25 protein-coding genes are annotated in these 23,906 nt (G+C 71.2%); 12 read left to right on the top strand and 13 right to left on the bottom strand.

Features of this window, described 5'->3' with window-relative positions:
* Positions 1–15: 15 nt before the first annotated feature.
* The 6 genes from DEJ03_RS12240 to DEJ03_RS12265 all read right to left on the bottom strand — a co-directional run bounded on the left by DEJ03_RS12240 (position 16) and on the right by DEJ03_RS12265 (position 4,115).
* Positions 16–531, bottom strand: a complete 516-nt coding sequence (locus DEJ03_RS12240) for a MarR family winged helix-turn-helix transcriptional regulator (RefSeq protein WP_110859340.1) — start codon at positions 529–531, stop codon at positions 16–18.
* 94 nt (positions 532–625) lie between these two features.
* A complete protein-coding gene (locus DEJ03_RS12245; RefSeq protein WP_258370800.1) occupies positions 626–982 on the bottom strand; it encodes a nuclear transport factor 2 family protein in 357 nt (118 codons plus the stop codon).
* Between the two features lie 67 nt (positions 983–1,049).
* Entirely contained in the window at positions 1,050–1,541 is a 492-nt protein-coding gene (locus tag DEJ03_RS12250; protein WP_110864808.1) for a nuclear transport factor 2 family protein, read from the bottom strand.
* The gene (locus DEJ03_RS12255; RefSeq protein ID WP_110859342.1) at positions 1,534–2,493 is read right to left on the bottom strand and encodes an alpha/beta hydrolase; all 960 of its coding nucleotides are present in this window, start codon (positions 2,491–2,493) and stop codon (positions 1,534–1,536) included. Before DEJ03_RS12255 ends, DEJ03_RS12250 begins: the two co-directional genes overlap by 8 nt.
* An 82-nt stretch (positions 2,494–2,575) precedes the next feature.
* Positions 2,576–3,523 (bottom strand): SDR family NAD(P)-dependent oxidoreductase, encoded by a 948-nt coding sequence (locus tag DEJ03_RS12260; RefSeq protein WP_110864809.1) that lies wholly within the window; start codon positions 3,521–3,523, stop codon positions 2,576–2,578.
* Positions 3,516–4,115, bottom strand: a complete 600-nt coding sequence (locus DEJ03_RS12265; protein ID WP_181422695.1) for a type 1 glutamine amidotransferase domain-containing protein — start codon at positions 4,113–4,115, stop codon at positions 3,516–3,518. Before DEJ03_RS12265 ends, DEJ03_RS12260 begins: the two co-directional genes overlap by 8 nt.
* Positions 4,116–4,204: 89 nt before the next feature.
* On the opposite strand from DEJ03_RS12265, the gene DEJ03_RS12270 reads away from it, so the two are divergent.
* On the top strand, positions 4,205–4,588 hold the full coding sequence (locus DEJ03_RS12270; protein ID WP_110864811.1) for a helix-turn-helix transcriptional regulator: 384 nt from the start codon (positions 4,205–4,207) through the stop codon (positions 4,586–4,588).
* Here the strand turns inward: DEJ03_RS12270 and DEJ03_RS12275 are convergent.
* Positions 4,585–5,496, bottom strand: coding sequence for an NAD(P)-binding domain-containing protein (locus tag DEJ03_RS12275; RefSeq protein WP_309146895.1), 912 nt, complete (start codon positions 5,494–5,496; stop codon positions 4,585–4,587). The genes DEJ03_RS12270 and DEJ03_RS12275 overlap by 4 nt on opposite strands.
* Here DEJ03_RS12275 and DEJ03_RS12280 point away from each other — a divergent pair.
* Genes DEJ03_RS12280 through DEJ03_RS12290 form a run of 3 tightly spaced genes read left to right on the top strand, consistent with a single transcriptional unit; the run spans position 5,385 to position 8,575 of the window.
* The gene (locus tag DEJ03_RS12280) at positions 5,385–6,722 is read left to right on the top strand and encodes a histidine kinase (RefSeq protein ID WP_181422696.1); all 1,338 of its coding nucleotides are present in this window, start codon (positions 5,385–5,387) and stop codon (positions 6,720–6,722) included. The two genes, DEJ03_RS12275 and DEJ03_RS12280, sit on opposite strands and share 112 nt — an antisense overlap.
* A 4-nt stretch (positions 6,723–6,726) precedes the next feature.
* Positions 6,727–7,410, top strand: a complete 684-nt coding sequence (locus tag DEJ03_RS12285) for a response regulator transcription factor (protein WP_110864814.1) — start codon at positions 6,727–6,729, stop codon at positions 7,408–7,410.
* A 10-nt stretch (positions 7,411–7,420) separates the two neighbouring features.
* Entirely contained in the window at positions 7,421–8,575 is a 1,155-nt protein-coding gene (locus DEJ03_RS12290) for a low temperature requirement protein A (protein WP_181422697.1), read from the top strand.
* Positions 8,576–8,735: 160 nt separating this feature from the next.
* On the opposite strand, the gene DEJ03_RS12295 is transcribed toward DEJ03_RS12290, so the two are convergent.
* Positions 8,736–10,565 carry a BCCT family transporter gene (locus DEJ03_RS12295; protein ID WP_258370805.1) on the bottom strand — a complete coding sequence of 610 codons (1,830 nt, stop codon included), beginning with the start codon at positions 10,563–10,565 and terminating at the stop codon, positions 8,736–8,738.
* Between the two features lie 53 nt (positions 10,566–10,618).
* Positions 10,619–10,903: a YrhK family protein gene (locus tag DEJ03_RS12300; RefSeq protein ID WP_110864816.1), complete on the bottom strand. Its 285-nt coding sequence runs from the start codon at positions 10,901–10,903 to the stop codon at positions 10,619–10,621.
* Positions 10,904–11,161: 258 nt separating this feature from the next.
* On the opposite strand from DEJ03_RS12300, the gene DEJ03_RS12305 reads away from it, so the two are divergent.
* Genes DEJ03_RS12305 through DEJ03_RS12320 form a run of 4 tightly spaced genes read left to right on the top strand, consistent with a single transcriptional unit; the run spans position 11,162 to position 16,844 of the window.
* Positions 11,162–12,433 carry an ABC transporter substrate-binding protein gene (locus DEJ03_RS12305; RefSeq protein WP_110864817.1) on the top strand — a complete coding sequence of 424 codons (1,272 nt, stop codon included), beginning with the start codon at positions 11,162–11,164 and terminating at the stop codon, positions 12,431–12,433.
* 25 nt (positions 12,434–12,458) lie between these two features.
* Entirely contained in the window at positions 12,459–13,430 is a 972-nt protein-coding gene (locus DEJ03_RS12310) for a carbohydrate ABC transporter permease (RefSeq protein ID WP_110864818.1), read from the top strand.
* Positions 13,427–14,338, top strand: a complete 912-nt coding sequence (locus DEJ03_RS12315; RefSeq protein WP_110859353.1) for a carbohydrate ABC transporter permease — start codon at positions 13,427–13,429, stop codon at positions 14,336–14,338. Before DEJ03_RS12310 ends, DEJ03_RS12315 begins: the two co-directional genes overlap by 4 nt.
* A gap of 10 nt (positions 14,339–14,348) precedes the next feature.
* Positions 14,349–16,844, top strand: a complete 2,496-nt coding sequence (locus DEJ03_RS12320; RefSeq protein ID WP_110864819.1) for a TIM-barrel domain-containing protein — start codon at positions 14,349–14,351, stop codon at positions 16,842–16,844.
* Positions 16,845–17,006: 162 nt separating this feature from the next.
* Here DEJ03_RS12320 and DEJ03_RS12325 read toward each other — a convergent pair whose 3' ends face one another.
* From DEJ03_RS12325 to DEJ03_RS12340, 4 genes are all read right to left on the bottom strand, one after another.
* A complete protein-coding gene (locus tag DEJ03_RS12325) occupies positions 17,007–18,053 on the bottom strand; it encodes a LacI family DNA-binding transcriptional regulator (RefSeq protein ID WP_110864820.1) in 1,047 nt (348 codons plus the stop codon).
* Between the two features lie 89 nt (positions 18,054–18,142).
* Positions 18,143–18,856, bottom strand: coding sequence for a GAF and ANTAR domain-containing protein (locus DEJ03_RS12330; protein WP_071405801.1), 714 nt, complete (start codon positions 18,854–18,856; stop codon positions 18,143–18,145).
* Positions 18,853–19,566, bottom strand: a complete 714-nt coding sequence (locus tag DEJ03_RS12335; RefSeq protein ID WP_110864821.1) for a GAF and ANTAR domain-containing protein — start codon at positions 19,564–19,566, stop codon at positions 18,853–18,855. The genes DEJ03_RS12330 and DEJ03_RS12335 overlap by 4 nt, the downstream gene beginning before the upstream one ends.
* Positions 19,559–20,347, bottom strand: a complete 789-nt coding sequence (locus DEJ03_RS12340) for a helix-turn-helix transcriptional regulator (protein WP_110864822.1) — start codon at positions 20,345–20,347, stop codon at positions 19,559–19,561. The genes DEJ03_RS12335 and DEJ03_RS12340 overlap by 8 nt, the downstream gene beginning before the upstream one ends.
* Positions 20,348–20,531: 184 nt before the next feature.
* Here DEJ03_RS12340 and DEJ03_RS17985 point away from each other — a divergent pair, with 184 nt between their 5' ends.
* From DEJ03_RS17985 to DEJ03_RS12355, 4 genes are all read left to right on the top strand, one after another.
* On the top strand, positions 20,532–20,864 hold the full coding sequence (locus DEJ03_RS17985; RefSeq protein WP_181422698.1) for a hypothetical protein: 333 nt from the start codon (positions 20,532–20,534) through the stop codon (positions 20,862–20,864).
* Positions 20,858–21,898: an AraC family transcriptional regulator gene (locus DEJ03_RS12345; protein ID WP_181422699.1), complete on the top strand. Its 1,041-nt coding sequence runs from the start codon at positions 20,858–20,860 to the stop codon at positions 21,896–21,898. Before DEJ03_RS17985 ends, DEJ03_RS12345 begins: the two co-directional genes overlap by 7 nt.
* Before the next feature lie 134 nt (positions 21,899–22,032).
* On the top strand, positions 22,033–23,142 hold the full coding sequence (locus DEJ03_RS12350) for an acyl-CoA desaturase (protein WP_110864824.1): 1,110 nt from the start codon (positions 22,033–22,035) through the stop codon (positions 23,140–23,142).
* A 16-nt stretch (positions 23,143–23,158) separates the two neighbouring features.
* A complete protein-coding gene (locus DEJ03_RS12355) occupies positions 23,159–23,368 on the top strand; it encodes a cold-shock protein (RefSeq protein WP_071405807.1) in 210 nt (69 codons plus the stop codon).
* Positions 23,369–23,906: the final 538 nt, after the last annotated feature.

The raw sequence follows: 23,906 nt of genomic DNA on the forward strand, positions 1-23,906 counted from the left end.
CCAGGGCAAGCGCAGCTAGGGGTGGTCGGCCGGTCGGGGCAGGGTGCCGTGCTCGAGCACCGACTCGTACACGCGCTCGAGCACGTCCGCGAAGCCCGTCAGCTCGTCCTCGCGCAGGTCGCTGAAGAACATGTCCTTGACGAGTTCGGTGTGGCTCGGTGTCGCTTCGCGGAGCGTCCGCCAGCCCGCCTCGGTCAGAGCGACGGCCGTGGTGCGCCGGTCGTGTTCGGCACGACGGAGCTCGAGGAACCCGCGTTCGGCCATGCGTTTGGCATGGTGGGAGGCACGGCTGCGCTCCCACCCGATGCGGGTCGCCAGGGCCGACATCGTCATCTCGCCGCCCGGCTCGCTCGTGAGCGCGACGAGGACGTCGTAGTCGGCGAGCGAGATGTCGCTGTCCGCACGCAATTGCCGGTTCATCTCGTACCGCAGGCGCAGCTGGAGCTTCATGTACGCGTACCAGGTGCGCACCTGCTCGGCGCTCATGTAGGCGTACGGCGACTCCGGGGGCACCTCGTGCTGCATCGACATCGCCCGTGTCCTCCTGCCGCGCCCGCCGTCCAGACGCCCGACCATCATCGCAGGGTGTGTGACGCTGCGCCGGGTCGGGCGTCTGCGGGTGGGTTCAGCTGGTCAGCAGCGTGTAGACCTTCGCGATCACGTCGCCCTCGACGAAGCAGATGTCCATCCCGGACACGACGGGCGGTTGCCCCTCCGGTCCGAAGTGCCAGGCGAGGTACCCCATCCCGTGGTTCTCGGAGACCGGGCCGGCCGGCGAGAACACGAACCCGGGGGCCTCGTCGAGCAGGCGCTGCGCCTTGGTGTGCAGGGCGTCGTGGCCGGTGACGACCTCGTCGGGGTCCAGGAACTCGACGTCCGGGGCGTACGTCCGTTCGATGGCGGCGCGGCGGCGGTCCGGGTCGCGTTCCCCGAACACCTCGAACAGGTTGGCGTGCATGAGCGATTCGAGCGGTTGCGACATCGTGTCTCCGTCGGTGGTCGGTGGTCGGTGGTCGGTCGGTGTCGGGGTGCGGTGGTGGCGATCTTCGTCAAGTGTGCGACGGGGACCGGTCGGTCCAGTCGAAGACGAGGTCCCGGTGCGCGATCGCCCACGCCCCGTCAGCTCGCACGAACCGGTCGAGGTAGCGGATGGACATCGTCAGCAGCACCCGCTCGTCCCCGTCGTGCAGCACGTGGAACGCGACGCAGTACGTCTCGCCCTCGGCGGTGTCGGGCCCCGTGAACCGGATCGTGGACTGGCCGTTGAGGTACGTCGTCACCTCATACTGCGCGATCAGTCCGCCGAACGTCTCGGCCAGGCGCTCCCGGCCGTGGATCGTGTCGACCGGATCGTGCGAGGAGGGGTCGCCGTCGTACAGCACGACGACCCCGTCCTCGGTGAACACGGACGCCTCGAGCACCGCGTCGCGACGGTCGGCCCCGCGGGCGTAGGTTGCCAGCAGGGTGCGGATCTCCTCGCGCGCGACGAGCGTCTCGAGCGTCTCCGGGGTGCTCGCGCGGCCGTGCTCCTGCTCAGGCAAGGGCTGCGCGGAGCGACGCGGTGGCGAGCATCAGCGCGTGCTTCGCGGCCTCGGTGTCGTGCAGCGCGTTCACCATCACGAAGTCGTGGACGATGCCGCCGAACCGGGCGTTCGTCGCCTTGACGCCGGCTTCGCGCAGGCGTGCCGCGAAGGCCTCGCCCTCGTCGCGGAGCACGTCGGCCTCGCCGGTGATGACGAGGGTCTCGGGCAGGGTCGCGAGCACCTCGAGCGGCGCACGGAGCGGCGACACCGTGGGCAGGGCACGCACGGCCTCGTCGGTCGTGTACTGGTCCCAGTACCACTGCATGCCGGCGCGGGTGAGGAAGTAGCCCTCGGCGAACTCCTCGTACGAGCCGGTGTCGAACGCGGCGTTCGTCACCGGGTAGAAGGCGACGAGCTTCACGAATTCGACGTCCCCGCGCTCGGCGGCGAGGAGTGCCAGGGCGATCGCCATGTTGCCGCCGACCGAGTCACCCGAGACCGCGAAGCGCGAGGCGTCGAGCCCCTTGTCGCCGCCCTCCTTGACGACCCACTGGGCCGCGGCGTACGACTGCTCGAGTGCGACCGGGTGGCCGACCTCGGGCGAGCGGTCGTACTCCGGGAACACGACGGCGGCGTTCGACCCGATGGCGAGGTCGCGCACCAGGCGGTCGTGGGTGTGGGCGTCGCCGAAGACCCAGCCGGCACCGTGCACGTACAGGATCACGGGCAGGTTCGCGGTGGTGCCGGCCGGCTTGACCAGGCGGATCTTCACGGTGCCGGTGGGACCGCCCTCGATCTCCAGCCACTCCTCGTCGACCTCGGGCTTGAAGATGGGGGAGTCCTGCACGGAGTCGACCGCCTTGCGCCCCTCGGCGGGCGGCAGGTCGTTCAGGAACGGCGGGTTCGACGTCGCGTCGACGAACTCCTGGGCGGCGGGCTCCAGGGCGATGTGCTTCGGGTTTCCGGTCATGGTGGGCTCCTCGTTGGTCGCTGGTGACGGATGGTGCGTGGCGTGCTCCACGCTGACAGGAGGCCCGTCCCGGCAGCATCCGTCAGGTGACGTATCCGGTACCCAGCGTCCAGAGCCGTTCCGCGTCGCCGTGGTCCAGCGCGTACCGCGCCACCCCGCGGTCGTGGCCGGTGCCGTCGTCGACCACCGGTGACTCCTGGTTGTCCTCGAAGTACCGCCCGGTCACGCCGGCGACCAGCGGGGAGGCGACCAGCAGTGCCGAAGTCGCCGCGCCCTGCGCCGGCGTCTTGAAGAACGGCTGCTCGATCCGGTTGCCGTCGTCGTCGAGCGCGCCCATCGCCCGGAGCGTCGCGTCGTCGAGGTGGCGCTGGAGCCGGGTCGTGATCCAGCCGGGCATCACGGCGTTCGCGGTGACGCCGTGCTCCGCCCAGCGGTCGGCGACGCCCACCGCGAGGAGCACGTCGGCCGTCTTCGACTGCGCGTAGGCGGTCCACCGGTCGTACGGACGTACGGCGAAGTGCGGGTCTTCGAAGTGGAACGGGGAGCGCAGGTGCGCGGTCGAGCTCACCGTCACCACCCGCGCGGACCCGGCCGCGAACAGGTGCTCCCGCAGGCCGAGCAGCAGGGCGAAGTGGCCGAGGTGGTTCGTCGCGAGCTGCATCTCCCAGCCCGATGCGGCGAGCTGCTTCTCGGGCAGGGCCATCACGCCGGCGTTGGCGACCACCCCGTCGACCGGGCCCTGCCACGCGTCGGTGAAGCGGCGCACGGAACCGAGGTCGCTGAGGTCGAGCGCTCGCGGCACGACCCGGCCACGGGCCTCCAGGTCGGCGAACGCCGCGGCGGCGCGGGCCGTGTCGCGCACCCCGACGACGACCTCGGCTCCGGCGCCGGCGAGGGCGCGCACGGTCTCCGCGCCGATGCCGGAGGCGCCTCCGGTCACCAGGTACCGGCGGCCGTGCAGGTCCACGCCGGCGAGGACGTCGGCCGCGGTGGCGGATGCGGAGAAGGGGGTGCGGACGGGGTCAGACATCGTCGCGCTCCGTCCGTGCCGTGGCGAGCCGCTCGATGATCCGGGCCAGCTGCTGCGGCATGTCCCCGGGCTTCCGGGCGGTGACGAACTGGCCGTCCTCGACGACCGGCTCGTCGATCCAGGTGCCGCCCGCTGCACGGACCTCGTCGGCGACCTCGTGCCAGGACGTCAGGCTGCGTCCGTCGACCAGCCCGGCGGAGGCCAGGACCTGGGGTCCGTGGCACACGGAGCCGATGAGTCGGCCCGTGGCGGCGAAGTCCCGGACGAACGCCAGGGCCTCGGGGACGGTCCGGACCTCGGCCGGGGCCAGGCCGCCGGGGATGAAGACCGCGTCGTAGTGCTCGGCGGTGGCGTCCGCGACGCGCTGCAGCCCGGTCCGCAGGGACAGGCCGACGTACCCGGTGAGGGTCCCGCCGTCGGGCGTCAGGACGTCGACGTCGTAGCCGGCCTCGACGAAGCGGTAGTAGGGGTAGAAGAACTCGACGTCCTCGACGCGGTCCGCGGTGACGATCGCGATCCGGCCGACCGGGGGTCGGTCGGCGCGGATCGCGGCGCGGTTGTCGGTGACGTGGGGGTCGGTGGTGGTGGGCACGGTGGTCACTCCTTCGGCGTCGAGGCCGTTGCCTCGGCATTGTTTGACAAGCATCAAACCATTGGGATCATCCCTGATAGGTTTGATGCATGTCAAACGAAGAGTCGACGGTCGGGCACGACCCCTTCCCCCTGCCCGCCGTCGAGGACCTCGAACTGGTGCGGGTGCTCCGGGCGGCCGGTGACCCCGCGCGACTGGTGATCATCGAGCGGCTGTCGGACGGCGACCACCACCCGTGCAACCTCACCGACTACCGGCTCGACATCCACAAGACGACGCTCTCGCACCACTTCAAGGTGCTGCGAGAGTCGGGGCTGACCCGGACGCGTGTGACGGGGCGCGAGCACGCCGTGCAGCTGCGCCGAGACGCGCTCGACGCGCGCTGGCCAGGGCTGCTCGACACGCTCGTCGCGGCTGCGGTGCGGGACGACCCCGAGGCGCAGGCGGCGCCCGAGGTGTCGCCCGCGGGCTAGCGGCGAGCCGCTGCCGCCAGTGCGGCGGTCATGCCGGCCCGGTCGTGCCGGACCCCGTACGCCGGCTGGTCGCGTTCGTACCGCCAGCCCTCACTGAGCGTCCCCACGTCGACCACGTCGAACCCGAACCGGTCGAGCAGCTCGGTGACGACGGCCTTCGCGTCCGCGTCGTCCCCGGCGACGGTCAGCGCTCGGCGCCCCGGCGTGCCCGCGGGGGACCCGTCCGTGGTGACGTCGGCGGCGCCGAGGTTGTTGAACGCCTTGACGACCCGGGCGTCCGGCAGCGACCGCTGGAGCAGCTCGGAGGTGGTCGGTACCGCGCCCTGCTCGAGCTCTTCCACCGGTCCGAAGAACTCCGGGTAGTAGTTGCCGGTGTCGACGACGACCTTGCCCGCGAACGCCTCGGCAGGAAGGTCTCGGTAGCCGTTGATCGGGATCGAGACGACGACGACGTCACCGGCCCGGGCGGCGTCGGCGACGGTTGCTGCTCCGGCACCGGGGGAGAGTTCGTCGATCAGGGACTCGAGCGTCTCGGGCCCGCGGGAGTTCGCGAGGACGACGTCGAGACCGATGGCGATCGCGCGGCGGGCGATCTGCGCACCGACGTTGCCGGCGCCGATGATGCCGAGGGTCTCGATGGGGGTGGTGGTCATGTGCTTCCTGTTCCTCGATCTGGATGGGTTCCGAGCAACGGTCGCTCGTCGACGCCGACGGCGGCATCCGTCACTCGACGTATCCGCGCCGGGTCTCGGCACGGGCGGTGGTGCCGAGCCGCGCTGGCCCCTACCGTGGGCACGTGCCGAGCGCGACCCGCCCCGACCAGCCGCACTGGCGCATCGCGCCGTGGCGGTTCCTCCTCTCGTCGACCCCCTGGCGGTCGGTGCTGTTCGTCGCCCTGACCGCCGCACTCGGGCTCGTCCTCGCGGCGCCGGTGGTGGCCACCTGGTTCGTCGCCCCCTTCTGGGCCGTGCTGATCGCCCGCTTCGAGCGGTGGCACCCGGTCGTGATCCGCGAGCCGCGCATCGCCGACCCCCGTGCTGTCCGCCGGAACCGCCCGGGCGGGATCCGCGAAAGACTCCGCGACCAGGTGGTCTGGCGCGAACTCGGGCACCTGGTCGTGTTCGCCGCCTTCGCCGCCGCCGGGTTCGCGCTCCTGGTGCTGACGCTGGTCGCCCTCGTGCTCGCCGTACGCGCGTCGATCGGCGGCGCACCCCGGCCCGACGACGTCATCGGGAACGCGGTTGCCGGGCTGCACCTCGCCGCACCGGTCGTGCTGGCCGGGTCGATGGCGGTGCTCGTCGTCGCGCTCTACGGGTTCGCCGCCCTGGCGCTCGCCGAGGTGTCGATCGCCCGCACGCTGCTCTCCGGCCGGGCCGAGGTGCTCGAGCAGCGCGTCGAGGAGCTCACGTACTCCCGGCAGGCGTTGCTCGACGGGTTCGACGCCGAACGCCGGCGCATCGAACGCGACCTGCACGACGGCGCCCAGCAGCAGCTCACGGTGCTCGCGATGAACGTCGGCCTGCTCGTCGTCGAACTCGACGCGGCCGTCGCCGCGGCCGCGGAGCGGGACCGACCCGACCTCGACGCACTGCGCACCACGGCCGACCGGATCACCGACAACGTCGGCGACGCCGTCCGGGCGCTGCGGGACAGCGTGCGCGGCATCCATCCCCGGGTGCTCGTGGACCACGGGTTCCGTGCCGCGGTCGACGAGTTGGCCGCGCGCTCGCCCCTGCCCGTCCGAGTCGACGTCCACCTGCCAGAGCGGCTGCCGGCGCGGACCGAGACGGCGGCGTACTTCGTCGTGAGCGAGGCGCTCACGAACGCCGTCCGGCACGGTGCCGCCCACGCCGTGTCGGTGACCGCCGGGGCAGCGGACGGATGGTTCCGGCTCGAGGTGGTGGACGACGGGACGGGCGGTGCGGTGCCCATGCCCGGCGGTGGGCTCGACGGTCTGCGTGAACGTGCGGCGGTGCTCGGCGGGACGCTCGTGGTCGACAGCCCGGCGGGCGGCCCGACGGCGCTCCGGTTCACGGTGCCGCTGCATGCCGAGGCGGTGCCGCCGCGCGATGCGGCCGTGCCCCTGCGTGATGCGGCCGTGCCCCTGCGCGAGCGTGACCGCACCGACTCGTGATCCAATGACGCTCGTGAAGATCTTCGTGGCCGAGGACTCCGTCCTCCTGCGTGCCGGTCTGGTCAGCCTGCTCGAACGCTTCGGGCACGCCGTCGTCGGGACCGCCGAGGACGCCGTCGGCCTGGTGTCCGGCGTGACCGCCCTCGTCGCGGCGGGGGAGACCCCCGACCTCGTGCTCACCGACGTCCGGATGCCCCCGGACGGTACCGACGACGGGCTGCGTGCCGCGATCGCCCTGCGCCGGGAGCACGTCGGGCTGCCCGTGGTGGTGCTGTCCCAGTACGTGGCGGACGCCTCCGTGCAGGACCTGCTCGACGACGGCAACGGCGGTGTCGGCTACCTGCTGAAGGACCGCGTCGGCAAGGTGCCGGCGTTCCTCCGGTCGCTCGAGACCGTGGCGGACGGCGGCGTCGTGGTCGACCCCGAGGTGGTCCGGCACCTCACCGGGGGCCGCGCCGCACCCAGCCCGCTGTCCCGCCTGACCGAACGCGAACGGACCGTGCTGACGCACATGGCCGAGGGCGCCTCGAACGCCGACATCGCCGCGGCGCTCCACCTGTCGGACGCCGCCGTCGCCAAGCACGTCGGCAACGTGTTCACGAAGCTCGACTTGACACCGGACGACGCCAACCGTCGTGTCCGTGCGGTGCTCACCTACCTGCGCGAACAGCGCTCCGAACAGCGCTGAGGAGCCGGAGATGACGACCATCGGACTGCGCCGGATGGTGCCGCGCGACCCCGACCAGCGACACCGGGCGGCGAGCCCCCTGGAGCTCCTGTTCGACCTGGTGTTCGTCGTCGCGGTGGGCTTCGCCGCGACGAACCTGCACGAGATCGAGCTCGAGGGACACGTCACCTCCGCCGTCCTGGCCTACGGGCTGGTGTTCTTCTCGATCTGGTGGGCCTGGATGAACTTCACGTGGTTCGCCACGTCGTTCGACACCGACGACTGGCTCTACCGCGTGATGACCTTCGTACAGATGGCCGGGGTGCTCGTCCTCGCCGCCGGGGTGCACGCGGCCATGGTCGAGAACGACTTCACGATCGGCATCATCGGCTACGTCGTCATGCGGCTGGCCCTGGTCGGGCAGTGGATCCGCGCCGCCGCGTCCTCCACCCGCCACCGCCGGACCGCCACCCTGCACGCCGTCGGCATCACGGTCGTGCAGCTGCTCTGGGTGCTCTCCCTGGCCCTGCCCGACGACGTCTGGGGGTACGCGGCACCGTTCCTCGTGCTCGCCGAGCTGTCCGTGCCGATCTGGGCGCAGACCTCGACGGGGACGGCCCCCTGGCACACCCGGCACCTGGCCGAACGGTTCTCCCTGTTCACCCTCATCGTCCTCGGCGAGGGGCTGGTGGCCTCGGCCGGCGCGGTGATCGACGCCCTCTCGCACACCGAGCACCTCGGAGCCCTGCTGGCGCTCGCGGGCTGCGGGCTGGTGATCACCGTCGGCATGTGGTGGATCTACTTCTCACGCGAGCAGCACGCGCACATCCGCTCGCTGCCCACCGCGCTCGTGTTCGGCTACGGCCACTACTTCGTCTTCGCCGCCGCAGGTGCCCTGCCCGCCGGCATCGAGGTCGCGGTCAGCGCCGACGCCGGACACGTCGAGCTGTCCTCCGCCTCGGTCGCCGCGACCGTCGCGGTGCCGGTCGCCGTGTTCGTGCTGTCGATCTGGGCACTCGCGATCCGGCCGTCGCTGTCGGCACGGGCCAACGCCGTCGTGGTGGCCCTGGTGCTCGTGGTCCTCGCGTCGATCGCGGTGCCGGCGGTGTCGCTGCCGGTCACGGCGCTCGCCGTGGTGGCGGTCGTCGTGACCCTCGAGGTCGCGTCCGCACGGACCGACACCTGACGGACGACGGACGGGAGGCACGGTGCCAGCTGGCACCGTGCCTCCCGTCCGTCAGGTGGTCGCGTCGACGGCCCGTGCGCGGTTCCGTCTCTGGTGCGAGGGCACGTTCGTCGCACCGACTACGGAACCTCGCACCACACCGCGCGCGCCGCGCGGCTCGTCAGCGCTCCGGCTGCTCCGTCGCGGGCCCGTCGTCCGCTGCCGGTCGCGCGTCGAGGCTCGGGTCGACCGCCGGGTCGGCCGAGACCGACTCGGGCCGCACCGGGAAGTCGTCGAGCGCGCCCGCGCCCACCGTCGGGGCCGCGGTTCCGCGGCCGCCGCGCACGCGGTTCTTCACCGCGGCCCAGGGGCGGCCGAGGCCGGACCGTGCCGGACGCTCGGTCGGTGCCTCGACCTCGAGGCCGTAGTAGGCGCCGACGTGCTCGAGCAACACCTCGCGCTCGGCCTTGTCGTAGGCACGGCGCTCGCGGGTGAAGGCGATGATCGTCGACCAACAGGTGAGCAGCAGGACGATGCTGAACGGCAACGCGGTCGTGATCGCCGCCGTCTTCAGGGCGTTCAGTCCACCGCTGAGCAGCAGGGCGACGGCGAGCAGTGCAGCGACACCGGCGAAGAAGACCCGCAGCCAGTTCTTCGGCTCGATGTCACCGCCCGACGCGATCATCGCCATCACGAGCGAGCCGGAGTCCGACGAGGTCACGAAGAACACGCCGATGAGCAGGATCGCGCCGTAGGTCAGGACCATGCCGGCGGGCAGGTCGCCGAGGACCGCGAACAGCGAGCCCTCGATGTCGACCGAGCCGTCCGAGCCGATCAGGCCACCCGAACCGTCGGTCTGGCGGTGGATCGCGGTGCCACCGAGGACGGCGAACCACAGGAACGTGAGCGCGGTCGGCACCAGCAGGACACCGAACACGAACTGGCGGACCGTGCGGCCCTTGGAGATGCGAGCGATGAAGACACCGACGAACGGCGCCCACGACATCCACCAGCCCCAGTAGAAGGTGGTCCAGGCGCCCTGCCAGGCCTCGCCCTCGGCGCCCTGCTGCGCGGTGACGTTGAACGACAGGCCGACGATGTTCTGCAGGTAGGAGCCGATCGACTGCACGAAGTCCCGCAGCAGGAACTGCGTCGGGCCGACGATGAGCACGAGCAGCAGCAGCGCGGCGGCGAGCAGCAGGTTGAAGTTCGACAGGATCTTCATGCCCTTGGTCACGCCGGTGACGAGCGAGACGATCGTGACGGCCGTGATCACCGCGATGATCGCGATCTGGCTGACGATGCTGCTGTCGGCGATGCCGGCGCTCTCGAGTCCGGCACCGATCTGGATGACGCCGAGGCCGAGCGAGGTCGCCACACCGAACAGCGTGCCGACCAGGGCGATCACGTCGATCAGGTTGCCCCAGCCACCGCGGACGCGGTTGCCGAGCAGCGGCTCGAGGGCCCAGCGGATCGACACCGGGCGACCCCGACGGTGGATCGCGTAGGCCAGAGCGAGGCCGAGGACGACGTAGATCGCCCACGCGTGCAGGCCCCAGTGCAGGAACGTCTGGGTCAGTGCCTGCTGTGCGAGCTCCTTCTCGGTGCCGGTGACGCCGGGGCGCGGGGAGGCGAAGTGGCTGAGGGGCTCGGAGACGCCGTAGAACACGAGGCCGATGCCCATGCCGGCGGCGAAGAGCAGCGAGAACCACGATCCGGTCGAGAACTCGGGCTCGTCCTGGTCCTTGCCGAGCTTGATGTCACCGAAGCGGCTGAAGCCGACGAACAGCGAGAAGCCGACGAAGAACGCGGCGATCAGCACGTAGTACCAGCTGAAGTTCTTGACGATGCCGTCCTGCAGACCGAGGAACAGCGCCTCGGCGGTGGAGGGGGAGATCAGGGTGAAGGCCACGAACCCCAGCACGATGACGGCGGCGGGCCAGAACACCCACCGCCGCAACTGCGGCGTCGTGGTCACGGGTCCGGGCAGGGGAGGAGTGGTGCTTGCCATCCCTCCATGGTGCCTGCTCGCGTTCCTGTGTGTTCGCCCAGGCGTGTCGTGGTTCAGAAATCGCGCGCGGACTCCGTGGGGTTCCCCCGGCCGACCCGGGCGAGGTGGAGCCTCCGTGACAGCCGGATGACGGGACGGATGAGCAGCTGGATGCTCCCGATCAGGAACAGCCAGGTGCCGGCCGTCGTGGTGGTCTCGGAGAAGAAGAGGACGCTACCGACGATGAACCAGAGCGCCACCATCACGTCGTTGATGATGCTGATGGTCTCGTAGACCCCGCGGATGCGGAGCTCCTCGTGCCCCACCCGGAGTGCGATGTCCCGTTCGTCCTCAGCCATCAGACGATCCTGCCAGCTCCGCGCCGTGTCCGTCCCGGTGGGCGGCGGCGCGCGGCGGTGGACGCGCTGCGCGGCGGACGGGAGGCGCGGGGCGGGCTGGCACCGTGCCTCCCGTCCGTGGGGCGCACTGACCACTGCCACATGCGATTACAACGTTGACGTACGCTTTACAGCGCTGTAAACAGGAGCCTGCGCGACGATGCGCGACGAGGGAGAGACCCGATGGTGGGAAGCAGGACCGCAACACTCCAGGCGGCGGTGAGCCGGCGGGGGTTCCTCGCGGGCGCGGCCGGTGGCATCGCACTCGGCACGATGGCGCTCGCCGGGTGCGCGACCCCGGGGCGTGCCGCCGGTGGTGCCACGACGCTCCGCTTCTACGAGCAGAAGCAGGAGGTCATCGCGTACTTCGACAAGCTGCTGCGGCGGTTCGAGGGGGAGCACACCGGCTTGTCGGTCGTGCACGACAGCACGTCGGCCATCGCCCCGCAGTTCGTCCGCGGCGAACCGGCGGACGTCGGGTGCTTCAACGACAACCTCGAGCTCGCCCGGTACATCTCGCGCGGCGTGCTCAGCGACCTCAGCGACCTGCCGTCGGCAGCGCGGGTCCGACCGGACATCGACACCCTGACGAACCAGTACGCGAAGTTCGAGGACCGCACGAGCGTGCTGCCGTACTCGCTCGCGGCGGCCGGGGTGATCTACAACAAGCGCATCTTCGCCGAGCACGACCTGCCGGTCCCGACGACGTGGGACGAGTTCGTCGAGGTCTGCCGGACACTGCAGAAGGCTGGCGTCACGCCGATCTACGCCACCGACCGGGACACCTGGACGCTCTGGCAGGGCCTGTTCGACTACTCGGTGGGCAGCCTCGTCGACACCGGCTCGTTCTTCCGGAAGATGAAGGCCCTCGGCGCCGACGTCGGCCCGGACTCCGAGGTGTCGTTCGAGAAGGACTTCGCGGTGCCGATGGAGCGCGCGAAGACCATCTCGTCGTTCTTCAACCGCGACCACGCCACCCGGGCCTACGCCGACGGCAACCTGGCGTTCGGCAAGGGCGAGGCCGCGATGTACCTGCAGGGCCCGTGGGCGCTCGGGCAGATCGCGCTGATCGACGACAAGCTGCCCGTCGGCACCTTCGCCCTGCCGGTGTCGAACGACCCGGCCGACCGGAAGGCCCGGGTCAACATCGACCTCGGGCTCTGGATCCCCACGGCGTCCGAGCACCCGGAGCAGGCGAAGGAGCTCGTCGAGTTCCTCATGCAGCCCGAGGTCATCGACGCCTACAACCGCGACAACCTGGCGTACTCGCCCCGCATCGACGCACCCCCGCAGCAGGACGAGCGCCTCGCCGGCCTGCAGCAGTACGTCGACGACGCCGCGTTCTACCAGGGCGCCGGCACCTTCATCCCCACGTCGATCCCGCTCGGCAACTACCTGCAGTCGGCGATCCGGAGCGGGGACTTCACCTCGATGCTGCAGCGGCTCGACTCGGACTGGCGGCGGCTCGCCGGCCGTTCCGCGACGGTCTGAGCCGGACCAGGACACAGGAGTCACCATGACCATGCAGACCCCGCTCTCCCGCGACACCGACCCGGAGACCTCCGGACCGGCGACCGCTGCCGCCCGCACGCACCGCCGTGTCGGTTCCCGCGGTGTCGGTTCCCTCAGCCGCACCGAGGGCATGTACTACCTGTTCCTCGTGCCGGCCCTCGTGCTGTTCACGGCGTTCGTCGTCGCCCCCGCCTGCGTCGGTGTCTTCTACAGCTTCACCGACTACCTCGGGTTCGGGCAGTGGGACTTCATCGGCGTCGAGAACTACAAGGCGCTCGTCTCCGACCCGGCGATCCTGGCGTCGTACGGCTTCACGCTCGGCTTCGCGGCCGTCACCGTCGTCGTGACGCAGGTCGTCGCGTTGTCCCTGGCGATCGCGCTGGCGAAGAAGATCCGGTTCGCCGCCGGGTTGCGGTCGGTGTTCGTCATCCCGATGGTGATCTCGGGGATCATCGTCGCCTACGTGTTCAACTTCCTGTTCTCGAACACCGTGCCGGCCCTGGCCACCAGCGTCGGCTTCGGCCCGCTCGAGCAGAGCATCCTCGGCGACCCGAACCTCGCCTGGCTCGCGATCGTGATCGTGTCCGCCTGGCAGACCGTGCCCGGCGCGCTCCTCATCTACACGGCGGGGCTGACGTCCATTCCCGAGGAGCTGTACGAGGCCAGTGCGCTCGACGGCGCGACCGGCTGGAAGCAGCTCCGCTCGATCACGCTCCCGCTGCTCGGCGGCTTCATCGTCATCAACACCGTGCTCGGTGTGAAGGGCTACCTCGGCGCCTACGACGTGATCGTCGGCCTGACCAACGGCGGCCCCGGCAGCGCGACGAGCAGCGTCGCGATGACCATCTTCGGCGGCTTCACCGGCGGCGACTACGCCTACCAGATGGCGAACGCGACCGTGTTCTTCATCATCACCGTCCTCATCTCCGTGCTGCAGCTCGCGGCGACCCGCGGAAGGAACCTGCGACTCGCATGACCGCCATCGACACACGACCCCCGACCGACACCCGCGCCGTGACCACCGGCGGCGCCGGTCGCTCCGGCCGCGGCCACCGCCGACGACTGGGCGGCACGAACTGGACGCTGACCGTGGTCCTCGGTCTCGCGTCGCTGACCGTGCTCATCCCGCTGTACGTGACGCTCTCGATGGCGTTCAAGACGACCGAGCAGTCCGTCGACGGCAACGCCCTTTCACTGCCGTTCCCGTTCAACCCGGGCTCGTTCGCCGAGGCCTGGCAGCTGACCCGGTTCCCGGTGTCCTTCTCGGTGTCCCTGGGCGTCGCGGCGCTCACCGTCGTCGCGACGCTGCTGCTCAGCTCGTTCGCCTCGTACGCGATCGTCCGGAACTGGCACAAGCGGTTCTTCCGGTACTCGTTCGTCTACCTGCTCGCGGCGATGTTCCTGCCGTTCCCGGTGGTGGCGCTGCCGCAGATCAAGCTGACCGCCGAGATCGGCCTCGACAACCCGATCGGCGTCGGGATCCTGCACGCCATGTTCCAACTGTCGTTCAGCGTGCTGCTCTACTCGGCGTACCTGCGGTCGATCCCGGTCGAACTCGAGGAGAGCGCCCGCATCGACGGGGCGTCCACGTGGCAGATCTTCTGGCGGATCATCCTGCCGCTCCTCGGCCCGATGAACGCGACGGTCGGCATCTTCGCGTTCCTGGCATCGTGGAACGACTTCATGATGCCGTCGCTCATCACGGCGGATCCGGGGTTGCAGACCCTGCCCGTGGTGCAGAACATCTTCCAGAGTCAGTTCGGCACCAACTACAACGTCGCCTTCGCCTCGTACCTGATGGCGATGGCGCCCACGATCATCGTCTACCTGTTCGCGCAGCGCTGGGTCATCAGCGGCGTGACGCAGGGCGCGGTCAAGAGCTGAGAGGCACCACGTGAGCAGCAGCACCACCGGCACCACCGGCGCCGTCCTTCCCACCATCCGTCCGTTCCCGGGTTCGGACCCGGTCGCCGACCCCGCAGCCGTCGTCACCGGCGACCACTGGCGCATCTCTGTGCTCGACGCCGGGGCGTTCCGCATCGAGTGGAGCGACGACGGCGGGTTCGAGGACCGCGCATCGACCTTCGCGATGCGCCGCCGCCTGCCCGTGCCGGCGTTCACCGTGGAGCAGACGGCAGCCGCCGACGGCCACGGCGCCGACGCCGACGGCACCGGCACCGGCACCGCCGGCGTCGTCGTCACCACCGATCGCGCCCGCCTGCGCTACGACGGCCGTCCCTTCAGCCCGAGCGGCCTGGTCGTCGAGACCACCGGCCCGGACGCCAATCGCTGGCGCTGGGGGCAGGAGCCGCGCGACCTCGGCGGCACCGGCCGCACCCTCGACGACGTCGACGGCCGGATGTCGCTCGAACCAGGGATCCTGGCCCGCGACGGCATCACCGCGCTCGACGACAGCGAGTCGTTCCTGTTCGCCGACGACGGCTGGATCGGCACGCGGGTCCCCGGGCGCCGCGACGTCACGGTCTTCGCGTACGGCCGCGACTACGACGCCGCGCTGCGCACCTACCACGCGGTCTCCGGGCCGCCGTCGCGGATGCCGCGGTGGGCACTCGGCAACTGGTGGAGCCGGTACCACCCGTACAGCGACACCTCGTACCTCGAGCTGCTGGACCGCTTCGCCGCCGAACACCTGCCGTTCTCGGTCGCCGTCATCGACATGGACTGGCACCGGGTGGACTCGGTCCCGCCGCGCTTCGGCAACGGCTGGACGGGGTACTCGTGGGAGCCGTCGCTGTTCCCGGAACCGCGTGCGTTCCTCGCCGAACTGCACCGCCGGGGGATGCGCACGACGCTGAACCTGCACCCGGCCGACGGCGTGCGGGCGTTCGAGGACGCCTACCCCGCGGTGGCCCGGGCGATGGGCGTCGACCCGGAGACCGAGCAGCCGATCCCGTTCGACCCGACGGACCGGCGGTTCCTGCAGGCCTACTTCGAACAGCTGCACCGCCCGCTCGAGGAGCAGGGCGTCGACTTCTGGTGGATCGACTGGCAGCAGGGTCGTGAGACCGGGATGCCCGGGGTCGACCCGCTGTGGCTGCTCAACCACTTCCACCTGCTCGACTCGGCGCGACACGCCGCGTCAGGCGCAGGCGCAGGCGCAGACGCAGACGCAGACGCAGACGAAGCTGCAGCCCCCGTCGACGGCATGACCTTCTCGCGCTACGCCGGCCCCGGCAGCCACCGGTACGCCGTCGGGTTCTCCGGTGACGCCGTCGTGTCGTGGGCGTCCCTGGCGTTCCAGCCCGAGTTCACCGCCACGGCAGCGAACATCGGCTACCCCTGGTGGAGCCACGACATCGGCGGCCACACCCGCGGCGTCCGCGACGACGAGCTCGCCACCCGCTGGGTGCAGTTCGGGGCGTTCTCACCGATCATGCGCCTGCACTCCGCGAACAACCCGTTCATCCGCAAGGAGCCGTGGGTGTTCCCGGCCGAGGCGCGCGCCGCGATGGGCGAGGCACTCCGCTTCCGTCACCGCCTGGTGCCGTACCTGCACACGATGAACCACGGCACCGCCGAGGGAACCGCGCTGGTCCGGCCGCTCTACCACCTGGAGCCGCGCCGCGACGAGGCGTACCGGGTGCCGAACACCTACGCGTTCGGTTCGGAGCTGCTCGTCGCCCCGATCGTCGTACCCCGCGACCCGGTCAGCCGCCACGGGGTCGCCCGGGCCTGGCTGCCGCCGGGCACCTGGACCGACGTCTTCACCGGCACGGTGTACGCGGGCGACCGGTTCGTCGACCTGCACCGCACGCTCGACACGGTGCCGGTCCTGCTGCGCGCCGGTGGGATCCTGCCGCTCGCCGCGGCCGATCAGCTCGACGCCACCGTCAACCCGACGGCGTTCGAGGTCCTCGTCGCACCGGGTGCGGCGGGTGACTTCACCCTGGTCGAGGACCACGAGGGCGAGGGCAGCCGCACCGCGCGGACCCGCCTGACCTGGGACCCCGAGCTCGCCGAGTTCCGGGTGCACGCCACCGCCGGGGCCCTCGACGTCGTCCCCGCCCACCGCGACTGGCGGATCACGTTCCTCGCCGCACCGGCCGACGGGCAACCGACTTCGGCACGCTCGGCCGACCGGTTCTCGGTCGACGTGTCCGTCGACTCGGCGTCGGGCGGATCGGTCACGCTGGTCGGCGCTCCGGTCGTCGGTGTCGACGCACGGGAGGCCGTGCGGCGGGTCCTCGAGGGCGCGCAGGCCGGCAACCCGGAGAAGCTCGAGGCGTGGGAGGTCGTGGCGAAGGACCTGCCGCGTGCGGACCGCATCGTCGAGCTCGGCACCGTCGGGCTGCCCGACGCCCTGCGGGACGTCGTCGTCGAGCTGCTCGGCAGCGTGCACCCGGGGGAGTCGGCTCCCGCAGGCCGCTGACGGCACGCGACGGGGGGATTGCGGACGGGCGCGGCACGCTCAGCGGTGTCGCGCCGACCGAGCCTGCGAGGGAGGGGTGGCGGGCCCGCCACGTGACCTGGGGTCGGCCACACTCCGGACGGGAGGCCCGTGGCGGCACCGCCACGGGCCTCCCGTCCGTCGTCAGGCGCCCTGGTGCGCCGCCCGGTCGGACGTGCCGTCCGCGTACGGCGCGCTCTCCCCGACGAGCAGGCGGTGGCCGACCGTGACCAGCCGGCCGGGCACGTCGGAGCCGTCCATCCGCTCGACCAGCAGGTCGAGCGCGGTGTCGGCGAGGGCGACCGTGTCGGGCGCGACGGAGGTCAGGCTCGGCACCAGGCTCGACCCGAGTCCGACCGCGTCCCACCCGACGACGGCGACGTCTCCGGGGGCGTCCAGGCCGCGCAGGCGCATCGCCCGGAGCGCCCCGAGTGCAGCCAGATCGTCGCGGCAGAGCAGACCGTCGACCCGCAACCCGGCGTCGAGCGCGGCGCCGAAGGCGACCTCGGCACCGGCGGCGTCGCCGACCTCGCGGGGGACCAGCAATGCGTCGTCGAGCGGCAGGCCCGCGGCGACGAGTCCGGCGCGGTAGCCGTCCAGACGCAGTCCGGACGTGCGCGACGACGGGCCGGTCTCGTGCCCGAAGAACCCGATGCGGCGGCAGCCGAGCGCCACGAGGTGCGCGACGGCCTCGGTGGCGGCCCCGGCGTTGTCGATGACGACCTGGTCGGCGTGCGGGGGCCGGACGTCCTCGCCGAGGAACACCACGGCGGTGTCGCCGCGGATCCGGTCGATCGCCTCGGGCGTGAGCACCTGCGGGTGGATCACGACCCCGTCGACCACACCGGCCTCGCGTCCCCGCACCGCCGAGCGTTCACCGTCGGGGTCGCCGCCGGTCTCCTCGAGCAGGAGCTGGTAGCCGCGGTCGGCGCACACCCGCGAGAACACGTGGGCCAGTTCGGCGAAGTACGGACGCCGCAGGTCGGGGAACGCGAAGGCGAGCATGTTCGAGCGTCCGGTCGCCAGGGACCGGCCCGAGACGTTCGGGCGGTACCCGAGCTCGTCGATGGCGGCCTGCACCCGGCTGCGCATCGGGTCGCTGACGTGCTGGTAGCCACGGACGACGTTGGACACGGTCTTCATCGAGACGCCGGCGTGCGCGGCGACGTCCTGCAGCGTGACCTTGCCCATCCGCTCACCGTAGCGGGCGGAGGGGGCCGTGGTTGCTCGCCCGCGGTCGTGCGTCCTCGCCCGCGGTCGGGGTTGCTCGCCCGCGGTCGTCAGGGGACGAGTCGGCGCTGCACGATCGCGCGGGCGACCTCGGAGAGCGGCTCGTGGTGCTCGAGCGCGTACCCGCGGATCACCGCGAAGGCGTCCTCGATCGAGACGCCGCGCAGGTACGACACGACGCCCTTGGCCTGCTCGATGACCTCGCGCGACCCGATGGTCCGCTGCAGCTGCGCGCGGACGACCTCGTGCTCGCGCAGGGAGCGTTCGTGCAGGATGCCGATCGTCGCCACGTCGGCCAGGGCGCGGGCGACGCGCAGGTCCGATTCCGCGAGGGCACCGACGCCGGCCCCGAACAGGTTGAGCGTGCCGATGACGTTGCTCCCCAGCCGGAGCGGGACGGCGTGCACCGACCGGAACCCGAGCGCGAGCGCACCCGTGCGGAACATCGCCCACTCCGCCGGGGCGACCTCGATGTCCGGGCACGTCACGACCCGTCCGGTTGCGAACGAGGTCATGCAGGGGCCGGCCTCGGCGTCGAGCTGCAGCACCTCGACGAGCCGCGTCGCCTCGGAGGTGGAGGCCACGACCTCGAGCTCCTGATCGTCGTTCGCGAGCAGGATGCCGGCGGCGTCGATGCCGAGCACGTCGGCGCACGTCTCGACCAGGGTCTGCAGCAGTTCCACGACGTCGTAGGCGTCCACCAGGGTGTCGGCGAGCGACGTGAACGTCTCGAGGATCCGTGCTTCTCGGCCTGCCGTCGTCACTGGACCTCCTCGATCAGGTCGCCTCGCTTCTCGAACCGGACCGTGCCGTCGAGGATCTCCTCCGCCACCCGCCGCATCGTCGTCCGGCGGGCGAAGGCGTGGCCCTGCAGCAGCAGGTAGGCGTCCTCGGGGCTGATGTCGAGCTGCGCGAGCACGACCCCGGTGGCCTGGTGCACCACGCGCCGCGACGACGGGCTCCGATCGAGCAGGGCGTCGTCCCCGTCCGCGATGGAGCGGAGCGCCCGGCGCAGGACCCGGCGGCTGACGGCCGAGGCGAGGGTCATGGCCTGCCGCACGGTGTCGCCCTCGATCGTCGCGGGCTGCGGCACGTACACGTCGATCGCGCCGAGCGGGAACGGCCCGAAGGCGACCGGGAACGCGAAGACCGCGCCGACGGGTTCGCTCCGGACGGCTTCGTTGAATGCGGGCCACGCGGAGTTCGGTCGACGGACGACGTCGGTCTCCAGCACCGGGGCATCGGTCGCGAGCGCGGCCCAGCAGGGACCCTCGGACAGGTCGAACTGGATCTCGTCGACGCGGGTGGCGACTTCGTCCGTCGCGGACACGGTCTCGCTCGGGCACAGGTCACCGAAGGTCGAGATCGAGACACCGCCCATCGGCAGCGCGAGCGCGAGCGGCCGACTGAGTTCGTCGTCGGCGATCTCCGCCGACCGGAGCGCACGGAGTGCACGCTCGAATGCGTCATCCATGGGCGCCTTCCCTGCCGTCTGTCGATCGTACGCGCTGGTCGGTGTCGGACGATCCGGACTGCGCAGGCGTGTTCGGCGGTGGGCCGGCGCGCCAGGCGGGGAGTTCTGCGGGCGGGTACGACCCCTGCTCGTCCTGCACCCGGAGCATCGCGTCCAGCGCCAGCAGCGTCACACCGGAGGTCTCGCGCACCACCGTCCGCACCGCGTTGCCGAGCAGGAACGCCATCAGGTCCTCGCTGCCGCCGTCCGGCCGGTAGTCCCGCCACGGACCGGCCCCCGCTCGCTGCAGCGCACCGGCGAGCACCGCCTTCGCGTCGTCGACGTCGACCTCGCAGTCGAGCACCAGGCGGAAGCGCCGCTGGTTCCGGTCCGACAGGCTCGGTGCGCCGTCCTCGTCGTCCTCGGGAACGAAGGACCGCAGCGCCGACGAGGGCGCGATGCCGTACGCCGCACGGAACGCCGCAGCCATCCGGCCCGCGTTGCTGAACTGCCAGCGTTCGGCGATCTCCGCGATCGTCCGCCGGTCCGGCGCACCGGAGGCTTCCTGCAGGTCGCGACGGACACCCTCCAGGCGCACGGCGCGCAGGAAGGTTCCCGGGGACTGCCCGATCTCGGCCTGGAACCGCTTCTGCAGGCTCCGCGGCGACAGCTGCACGGCCGCGGCGACGTCGGCGACGGTGATGTGGGTCGCAGCCTGCTCGTGGACGAACCGCATCGCATCCCGGACCGCTCGCGAGAGTCGGGGCGGGCCGTCCTGGGTCGCGCTGCTCCCGTCGCTCATGCGCCGACCGTACGGGACCCGCCGATGGCGCGCTCCCAGGGCACCGATCGAGGCGACGGAGGATCCACCTTGCGCGGCACGAAGTCAACCCCTGACATGACCGGAATCGTCCTGTCGATACTGAAAGTGTCTCGTGCATCGCGGTCGAAGCGATGCGCCACATCGAACCGACAGGGAGGGCGCGATGGGACACCGCCAGGGATCCACGACCGTGATGACCGAGGCCGCCGTCTGGCAGCAGGTCGTCCACACCGATCGGATCCGTGCGCTCGCCGCGACGGACCCGACGGGCATCCGCGTCCAGCCGGTCGACGCCGGGTGCTGGCGGGTGGTCGACGCCGCAGCTGCATGGGGGGACCCCGACATGCTCCTCGGCTTCATCGAGCGCACGGTGGACGGTTTCGACTGCACGCTCATGGCGGCGCTGCACGAGCACGACCGGCGAGCGAGCCTGCAGGACGCCCGCGCCTGGTTCGAACACCGCTGCGGACAGCGCTTCGACGAGGCACCGTGCTGACCGCGGTCCACGGGACCGACGCCGCCCGGACCGTCACCGCGAGGATCGACGCGCAGCGACGCCGCACCGAACGATCCGGTACCGACCGGGCCTTCGCCGCACGCGTGCTCGCCCAGGCCGGGCACGGCCGTGACGTGCGCTTCGACGTCGAGGACGACGCCTTCCGGCTGCCGTTCCGGTTCCGCTACCGGACCCGACGGGACGGTTGCGTGAGCCTCGTCACCGCGTCGGCGACCTCCGGCTTCTCCGGGGTCTTCGAGCCCATCGACCGCATCGTCGTCGGGTGGTCGAGCACCGGAGGTGTCCACATCGCCGTCGAGGACGGCGTCGTCCTCGAGACCCGCCCGGGCACGCCCGTCCTGATGCCGACGTCCGGGGAGTTCTCGGTGCGCGCCCCGAAGGGCACGCTGCAGCTCGTGAGCATCGACCGGTCGCTCCTCGACCAGGTGCGCTCGTCGCTGGGAGCAGCGTCCGAACTGCCGACGCGGGGTGCCGAGCCCGCCGTCGCCGCCCTCGAACACCTGCGCCGGTGCGTCGAGCAGGTGGCCGTCACCGCGACGCGGGACGGGTTCACCTCCGGTGCACGGACCGGTGCGCAGGTCGCACTGGTCGAGGCCGTACTCGGAGCCTTCGGGGTCCGGACGCCCGCGGTCCTCCGCCGTGCGGTGACGCCGTCGACGGTCGAGCTCGCCGAGGCGTACCTGGACGGACACTGCGATCGGACGTTGTGCCTCGCCGACATCTGCGACGCCGTGGGCGTGAGTCCGCGGACCCTGCAGACGGCGTTCATGCGGGAGCACGGTGTCTCACCGATGACGTTCCTGCTGCGGATGCGGCTCGACCGGGTGCACGCTGTGCTGGAGTCCAGCAGCCGGCAGGAGACGAGTGTGAGCGAGGCTGCGATGGCCTGGGGCTTCCGGCACCTGGGGCGGTTCTCGGGGACGTACTTCCGCCGGTTCGGGGAGTACCCGGGGCAGACGTTGCGTGCATCGTCCGGTCGGTGCGCGGACGGTCCGGAGCGCCACGCGGGCTGAGTTCGTGCATCGCGCAACGTGTTCTGGACACCACGGTGAACACGCAACTTCGGCCCCTAGGGTCGCCGCAAGCGCAATCGCGTGAACTCCCTCGAACCGGTTGAAGGACCGATCCGTACCGGAAGGCGGTCCACATGACCACCACTCCGCTCGCTCCGGGTTACACCCGCACTCGTCCCGCTACGGGGGCTCGCAAGGGCACCTCGACCTACTCCGCGCTCCTGGCGCAGGTGAAGGAGAACGGCCTCCTGCGCCGTCGTACCGGTTTCTACTGGGCACTGTTCGGCGCACTCGTCGGCAGCCTCGCCCTCACCTGGGTCGCGTTCGCGTTCCTCGGTGACTCGTGGTTCCAGCTCATCGTGGCCGGTGCGCTGGGCGTGCTGTTCACGCAGTTCGCGTTCCTGTCGCACGAGGCCGCGCACCGTCAGGTGTTCGAGTCCCAGAAGTGGAACGACCGTGCGGGCCGCTGGCTCGGCACGTTCCTGGTGGGACTCAGCTACTCGTGGTGGATGAACAAGCACACCCGCCACCACGGCAACCCCAACACCGTCGGCAAGGACCCGGACATCGCCCCCGACGGCATCCGGTTCCTGCCGGAGGACGCCGCCGCCGTCAAGGGCGGCGCCATGAAGACCTTCATGCGCTTCCAGGGATGGCTGTTCTTCCCCCTCCTCACGCTCGAGGGCCTGAACCTGCACCGCTACGCCGTGATGTCGATCGTCACCGGCAACGGCACCAAGGCCGACAAGAAGCACCGCCTCATCGAGGGCGCCCTGCTCGTGGCGCGGTTCGCGATCTACCTGACGGTGGTGTTCTGGTTCCTGCCGTTCGGGATGGCGTGTGCGTTCCTCGGGGTGCAGCTGGCCGTGTTCGGCGTGATGATGGGTGCCTCGTTCGCCCCGAACCACAAGGGCATGCCGACGATCGCGCACGACGCGAAGGTCGACTTCTTCTCCCGCCAGGTGCGCACGTCGCGCAACATCCGTGGCGGCTGGTGGGTGTCGTTCCTGATGGGTGGGCTGAACTACCAGGTCGAGCACCACCTGTTCCCGTCGATGCCGCGTCCGGCGCTGAAGCAGGCTCGCCTGCTGGTGCGTGACCACTGCGACACCCTCGACGTGCCGTACACCGAGACGACGCTGCTGCGTTCGTACGGGATCGTCGTCCGGTACCTCAACCGCGTCGGCCTCGCCGCCCGCGACCCCTTCGCGTGCCCCATGGTCGCGCAGCTGCGCATCCACTGACGCCGTGCTGACCGCCATGCCCACGGGCACCGTCAAGTGGTTCGACCACAGCAAGGGGTTCGGCTTCATCCACCCCGACGACGGGTCCCAGGACCTGTTCGCGCACTTCTCCAGCATCGTCGCGGCGACCGGTTCCCGGCCGCTCGCCCAGGACGACCACGTGCAGTACGAGATCGGGCCCGGCAAGAAGGGCCCGCAGGCGGACAACATCTCGATCATCCGCTGATCGGCACCACCACGAGCAACGCCCCGACCGGTCCGGTCGGGGCGTTGCTCGTTGCGCGCGAGACCGCGGCCGCGGCCGACCGAGTCTCGCCCTGCCGGACAGCTCGCGGGTCCCGGCACCCGCAACGTGTCCGCGGAACCGAGTCTCGGCAGCGGCCCCCGCCCCTGCCCACCACGAGATGGACGGGAGGCCCGGTGCCAGCTGGCACCGGGCCTCCCGTGCGTCTGTGCGCCCGTTCTTTCCCATCGCATGCGCGTTGGTTCGCAAGAACGGGCGTACCTGGACGAAAGAACCCACCAGGCACGCCCGGTTCCACCAGGTACGCCCGGTTCCACCAGGTACGCCCGGTTCCACCAGGTACGCCCGGTACCGGCAGGTACGCCCGGTTCCACCCGACGCACGACGCACGGCGCGCAACGCAAGTCGGCCCGGACCGCGCTGCTGCGTGGTCCGGGCCGACTGTGATGGTGCGGGGTGTTACTTGATCTGTGCGGTGATGGTGGCGGTGCCGACGAGGAGGCCGCGCTTGACGGCGTCG

The organism is Curtobacterium sp. MCLR17_043, assembly GCF_003224215.1.
GTDB classification, from domain to species: domain Bacteria; phylum Actinomycetota; class Actinomycetes; order Actinomycetales; family Microbacteriaceae; genus Curtobacterium; species Curtobacterium flaccumfaciens.